Source organism: Candidatus Obscuribacterales bacterium, from assembly GCA_036703605.1.
In the GTDB taxonomy this organism is placed as follows: domain Bacteria; phylum Cyanobacteriota; class Cyanobacteriia; order RECH01; family RECH01; genus RECH01.
On sequence record DATNRH010000266.1, the window covers coordinates 1 to 4,837 of the forward strand.

6 protein-coding genes are annotated in these 4,837 nt (G+C 53.1%); 1 reads left to right on the plus strand and 5 read right to left on the minus strand.

Features of this window, described 5'->3' with window-relative positions; genetic code table 11:
- The 5 genes from V6D20_05455 to V6D20_05475 form a co-directional block, all read right to left on the minus strand.
- A partial coding sequence (locus V6D20_05455; protein ID HEY9815237.1) for a DUF262 domain-containing protein occupies positions 1 to 950 on the minus strand: 950 nt, incomplete at its 3' end.
- Positions 951 to 954: 4 nt separating this feature from the next.
- Positions 955 to 1,506 carry a hypothetical protein gene (locus tag V6D20_05460; protein HEY9815238.1) on the minus strand — a complete coding sequence of 184 codons (552 nt, stop codon included), beginning with the start codon at positions 1,504 to 1,506 and terminating at the stop codon, positions 955 to 957.
- 110 nt (positions 1,507 to 1,616) lie between these two features.
- Positions 1,617 to 2,474: a PD-(D/E)XK nuclease family protein gene (locus V6D20_05465; GenBank protein ID HEY9815239.1), complete on the minus strand. Its 858-nt coding sequence runs from the start codon at positions 2,472 to 2,474 to the stop codon at positions 1,617 to 1,619.
- Positions 2,471 to 2,980 (minus strand): hypothetical protein, encoded by a 510-nt coding sequence (locus tag V6D20_05470; GenBank protein ID HEY9815240.1) that lies wholly within the window; start codon positions 2,978 to 2,980, stop codon positions 2,471 to 2,473. The genes V6D20_05465 and V6D20_05470 overlap by 4 nt, the downstream gene beginning before the upstream one ends.
- Positions 2,981 to 3,318: 338 nt before the next feature.
- Positions 3,319 to 3,468, minus strand: coding sequence for a hypothetical protein (locus V6D20_05475; protein ID HEY9815241.1), 150 nt, complete (start codon positions 3,466 to 3,468; stop codon positions 3,319 to 3,321).
- A 677-nt stretch (positions 3,469 to 4,145) separates the two neighbouring features.
- On the opposite strand from V6D20_05475, the gene V6D20_05480 reads away from it, so the two are divergent.
- A partial coding sequence (locus V6D20_05480; protein ID HEY9815242.1) for an ATP-binding protein occupies positions 4,146 to 4,837 on the plus strand: 692 nt, incomplete at its 3' end.

The following is a 4,837-nucleotide window of genomic DNA, read 5'->3' on the forward strand; positions in this document are numbered from 1 at the left end:
GATCTGTCATTGGTGGCTTGCAGGGAGGCTTTATGGTAAATGGCAGCATCACCTGTATACTCAGGAGAGTCGGGGTCTGAATCTACATGTTTATAAAATTCAGCTAATCGCTGAGAAGCAGTATTGATGTTCAAGCCTGTAACTTCGTCATCATTAAGTTTGCAGTATTCGACTACAGCAGTGAACAAATCAGCTTTTTTGAAGATTCTTGCATCTGGTGTGAAACCAAGTTCTTCGATCAGAGAAAATGCAGATTTAATTTTACTGTTAACGGCCTCCTTTTTTGGGAATGACTCGCTATACAATTCGAGAAAAGTCTCCACATCGTTGTCGCGATTGAAATAGCCGGATAGCATAGTTGCCACCAAAACTATACAATAGCGGACATCTTGCATCCTGCGTATTTCAGCTGCAGAAAATACTCTGTAGCGCTCAAAGAAGTCGTCTGTCGCTAATTCCTCGCAAAAATCTTTGAATGCACCTGCATATCTGGAATTTCGAATTTCCATCGCATTTAGTCCATAAGATGTGGAGTTGATTTTCTCGAAAATCGTTTTGATTTCGCTGAGCTCCAATTTCCCTAAATCCCGAACGACAACCTCGTATTCTAGGAATTCCAATTTTTGATCGTCTGTTAATGCTTTGTAATCAGGCACTAGTGTTCCCAGTCTCAAATCGTCGCTGCCCATGAAGTATTGATGTAAAGTTGTCATGCGCTGCTGCCCGTCTACTAGCATTTCGATGCCGCGCCCTGTGTCTGTTTCTACATGGCCTGATGCGATGTAGATTTCAGGAAACGGGTAACCTTCTAGCACAGTTTTAATAAATTGAACCTTGTCTTTGTTGGACCATACCAGTCGGCGTTGAAATTCTGGGCGAGGATCCAATGTCTTGTCCGAAAGCGCGGTGAGAAGCACTCTTAATCTGCGGTTGCTTGCTGATGTTTTCATTATTTTAGCTTAGTTCGGCTTGGCATTCGCGTATGCAGGTGCACTGATATGATTCTAGAAAAGGCCATGAATGATAAAGGCCCGCTCTAATGCGAACCGAAGAAAACTTCCCTGATGCGCCAAGACCATTAAAAAACTCCCACCAGTCTCTAGATGCATCAAAGCTTCCTCCGGGTGGGAACAGGTCAGGTCTGATCCAGCCTTCAAAGAATTTAGGCAAAAACTTATCTTTTTTCGGCCAGTAACCTCCCTGTGAAAAGTAACGATGAAGTTCTGACCAAAATTTTTCAAATAGGGGTGCGCTTACGATCGCAAGATCAATGTCTGAAGTATCTCCGAAGTCTCCCCATCTTCGTGATGGCTTAATGCTGAATCCTAGTTTTGCGGATCCTACCATCACGACATCCGTAAAGTTTACTCGGAAGTGATCAGACACCTCCTCTTTAAGGGCAAAATGATAGTCCTCGTTAATAACAGCGCTCTGCCGGAGAATTATGTGGCGCCTAAAAATAGCCTCGGGCGTGAGAGTTGCTAGATCACGTTTAAATGCTTCCACCACAGAGATTTAGTAGGACTTGTGATTAAAACTCAATCACAAGAGTATGATTTGTTAATTAGAAGGCAGCCACACGCCCGGATCTCAGCCCGGGCGTGCGCTTCTCTCCTTCATTCCCGGCCTCTGGAAATGGCCTGCGCAGCCTTACTACCGACCGATGCCGGCCACTTGGCGCACTCGTTGCGGAATTGGCACCACGAGCACTGCATTCCGGGTTGCGGGTGATGCCGGCCCTCGGCGATGCCCTCTACGGCCGTATCGAGCATGCGAATGACTCGCTCCTTGCGCTGGCTGTCTGCCGGCGGAGCTGACACCCGGATAACCTGCGGTGCCTTGGTTTTGACCAAGTAGACCAGATCCAGCTTTGGGGGGGTCTCACCCACGGCTTCGAGCAGCAACTGGTAGCTCACCAGCTGGAGCTCGTGGTCGAGTCGGGCGTTATCCGAGTCGGGTTTGCTCGCAGCCGATTTGAAGTCGACTGGGCTGTAGTCCTCCTCCACTAGGTCAATGGCGCCCACTAGGGGCACGGAGAGCCCGGGGATGTCCTCCTTGAGGAGCACTTCCACGGCCCTTGGCTTGTCCTTGGGGGCCTCCGAGCTATCGAGATAGGCAGCGATGACCCGAAGACCATCCTGACGGCATTTCTGGCGCTTCTCCTCGCTCTGATAGCTGACGGGGCCTTCCTCGCGCTCAAGGCGCAGGAAGGCGTCCTCAAAGGCCGTGGCAGCAGCCTCTGGGCTGTCGTCGCCACCCCGCCAGCGGGCGAGGTGGAACGACTGCAGGGCCGCGTGGATGGCCTTGCCCAGATGGAGCGCCGGGGACGTCGGCCGGGGCAGGCAGGCTACCCGCTCGAAGTAGAATCTGAGCGAGCAGTTGAGATACGACTTCGCTGCCGTCGGGCTGATGTGGGTAGGCAGCATCCGGGGCAGTTCGGACTGCTCCTTAATGGCTTGGGTGGTGGCGATCATGCCGAGGCCCTCCCGTTCCTGCCCTTGTAGGCGTTTCGGCCGCCACGTCCCTGTCCATTGGACTGGGGGCGGTTGCCAGTGTTTTCTATGAGTTCGTCAATAAGACCCGAAGCTTCCACCTTATTGAGCTGCTTCACGCCCTTGCCGAAGCGCTGGCGGGCGAGATGGTCGACCTCATTGCGGTCTAGGTGGTGCTCGTCGACGAGCTTCAGGATCAGCTCCTTCTGCTTGTCGCTGCAGCGCCAGTGATCGGCGAGGGACGTGACCTTGCCGGATTCGGTCCGTGGGGCTTCGGGTTCCATGCCATAGTCGGCAGGAGGGACGAAGCCGGTGGCTTGGATCTGTTCGTCCACGTTGGACTGAAGCAGGTGGTAAATGCGCGCGGCTTCAGCCGGCACGTCATCAGTGGTCACCAGCTCGGTCTCGACGGAGACGCTGAATTGATGACTGGAATAGCCCGGGAGACCCAGGCGTTTGGAATAGTTGGCGATTAGTTTGATGGCCATAATGTTTGGTTGGTTGTGGTTTGGGGTTGTGGGTTCATGGAAAGCTGGGCCCGTACACGACGAAGAGCCCGGCGTAGTGCCGGGCTCTTCGTCGGTCGGGGTTGTGTTGAGTTAAGCCCGGGTTAACTCGGGCTGGAGCCCTTAGTGGCGGGCGCGGTTATATCCTCGGCAACACGTAATGCCGGGGATTTTGATGAGCCGAGAGCTTGGCGAAGCAGGTCATCGGCGAGTTTGGTCATCGGCTTCTTTAAGCGCTGTCCCTCCCGGTAGAGGGCACGGACAACGTCATCAGAGAGCCGGGGTGTATACAGGTTGCGTGGCATGACATGTATTTAGGTTCACCATCTGCGCCAATTACTTGCCACCACTAGCACCGTAAAGATGACGATGGCGATGAGGATGGGCGCGATGAATTCAGCGAGGATGGATAGTGCAATTCCCGCGAACGCGAGAAGTGCGAACACCATCACGACGGTCTTAGCGGTCATGGTCGATTAGGTCCGGGTTTCTGGCCTTCTTCACAGGGCGCGGACGGACCATCTCATAGAGCGAAATAGGCAAGAGGGCGAAGTAGAGCCCCCATCCAAAACTATCGATGATGGAGCCGACGATCCACGTTGTGAGAGCCAGATACAGCAGGCGGTTGATGATTCCTCTGAAGCTCATGGGTTCAGCGGATCAACTTTCCCATGACTATCACAACGCATCCTGCGATTACGCTGTAGGCTAGGGTCCGTAAGCCGCTGCCGACTGGAGTGGTATCCGTAACGGCCACAGTAGGCTGGCTGGCTGGCGGCGTGGTTTCACTGCAGGCGGCTAGTGAAATGACCAAGCTTGCCATCGCGGCAAATAAGATCCAACGAGACTTGGATCTCGAGGGCCGGCGAGCTAGAGGCTGGCAGGGATTGGGGTTGTGACGAATGAGGTGTGTCATAAATGTCTATTGGGGTTGTGGTTTCTAGAAACAAAGAACCCACCGCAGCTTTGGGCCGGGGCGGGTTCTTTGAGGTGAGTGACTTAGGCAGGTGCCTTGGTCATTTCATTATGACATAAAATCTCAGCAAATTGTGTTTATCGTGATCACTTTACAAAAATACGCAGTTTCGATAGATCGTATATGCCTGCAGCCATGCTCTACCATGCATCGCAGCAAGATTGCTGAACAATGACTGAGGACAATTATGACCATGACTTCGAGGAGGTTCCTCCGGATGCATCTGGTATGATCGAGGGCTTGCGTGCCGGCGGCTACAGCCTTGCCACAGCTTTGGCTGACATAATCGACAATAGCATCACAGCTGGTTCTCGGAATGTGTGGTTGCGCATGGAGTGGGAAGGAGACGATTCATGGATCTCGATTACCGATGATGGCCGTGGTATGGCTGAGGATGAGCTGAAGCAGGCTATGCGCCTAGCTTCAACCCATCCGTTGGAGCAACGGGATGAGCGCGATCTGGGACGCTTTGGCCTCGGGCTGAAGACGGCATCATTCTCCCAAGCTAGAAGGCTGACTGTGCTTTCGAGAGTCAAGGGTGGTCACGATGCGCTGAGAAGGTGGGACCTTGATCATCTAGCCCGCCCAGACGTCCAAGGCTGGCAGCTGCTGCGGACCCCCCATAAGAATACCGGGGCCAAGCTAAACCAACTCGATGATCAAAAGCTGGAGTCTGGTACAGTGGTGTTGCTGGAGGAGCTCGACCGAGTTGTGCGTCGTGCCGGGGCGAATCAATTGGATGATTCGTCGGAGAAATATTGGGTCAAACAAGTGGATTGTGTGCGCCAGCATTTAGGAATGGTGTTTCATCGTTTTCTGGAGAGGCAGGGGGCCAGCCGTCTCAAGATTCATATCAATGGCTT

Excerpts from the sequence above, each read along its gene's own strand:
- V6D20_05465 (HEY9815239.1), bottom strand. The coding sequence starts at position 2,474 with ATGATCGCCACCACCCAAGCCATTAAGGAGCAGTCCGAACTGCCCCGG.
- V6D20_05470 (HEY9815240.1), bottom strand. The coding sequence starts at position 2,980 with ATGGCCATCAAACTAATCGCCAACTATTCCAAACGCCTGGGTCTCCCG.
- V6D20_05475 (HEY9815241.1), bottom strand. The coding sequence starts at position 3,468 with ATGACCGCTAAGACCGTCGTGATGGTGTTCGCACTTCTCGCGTTCGCG.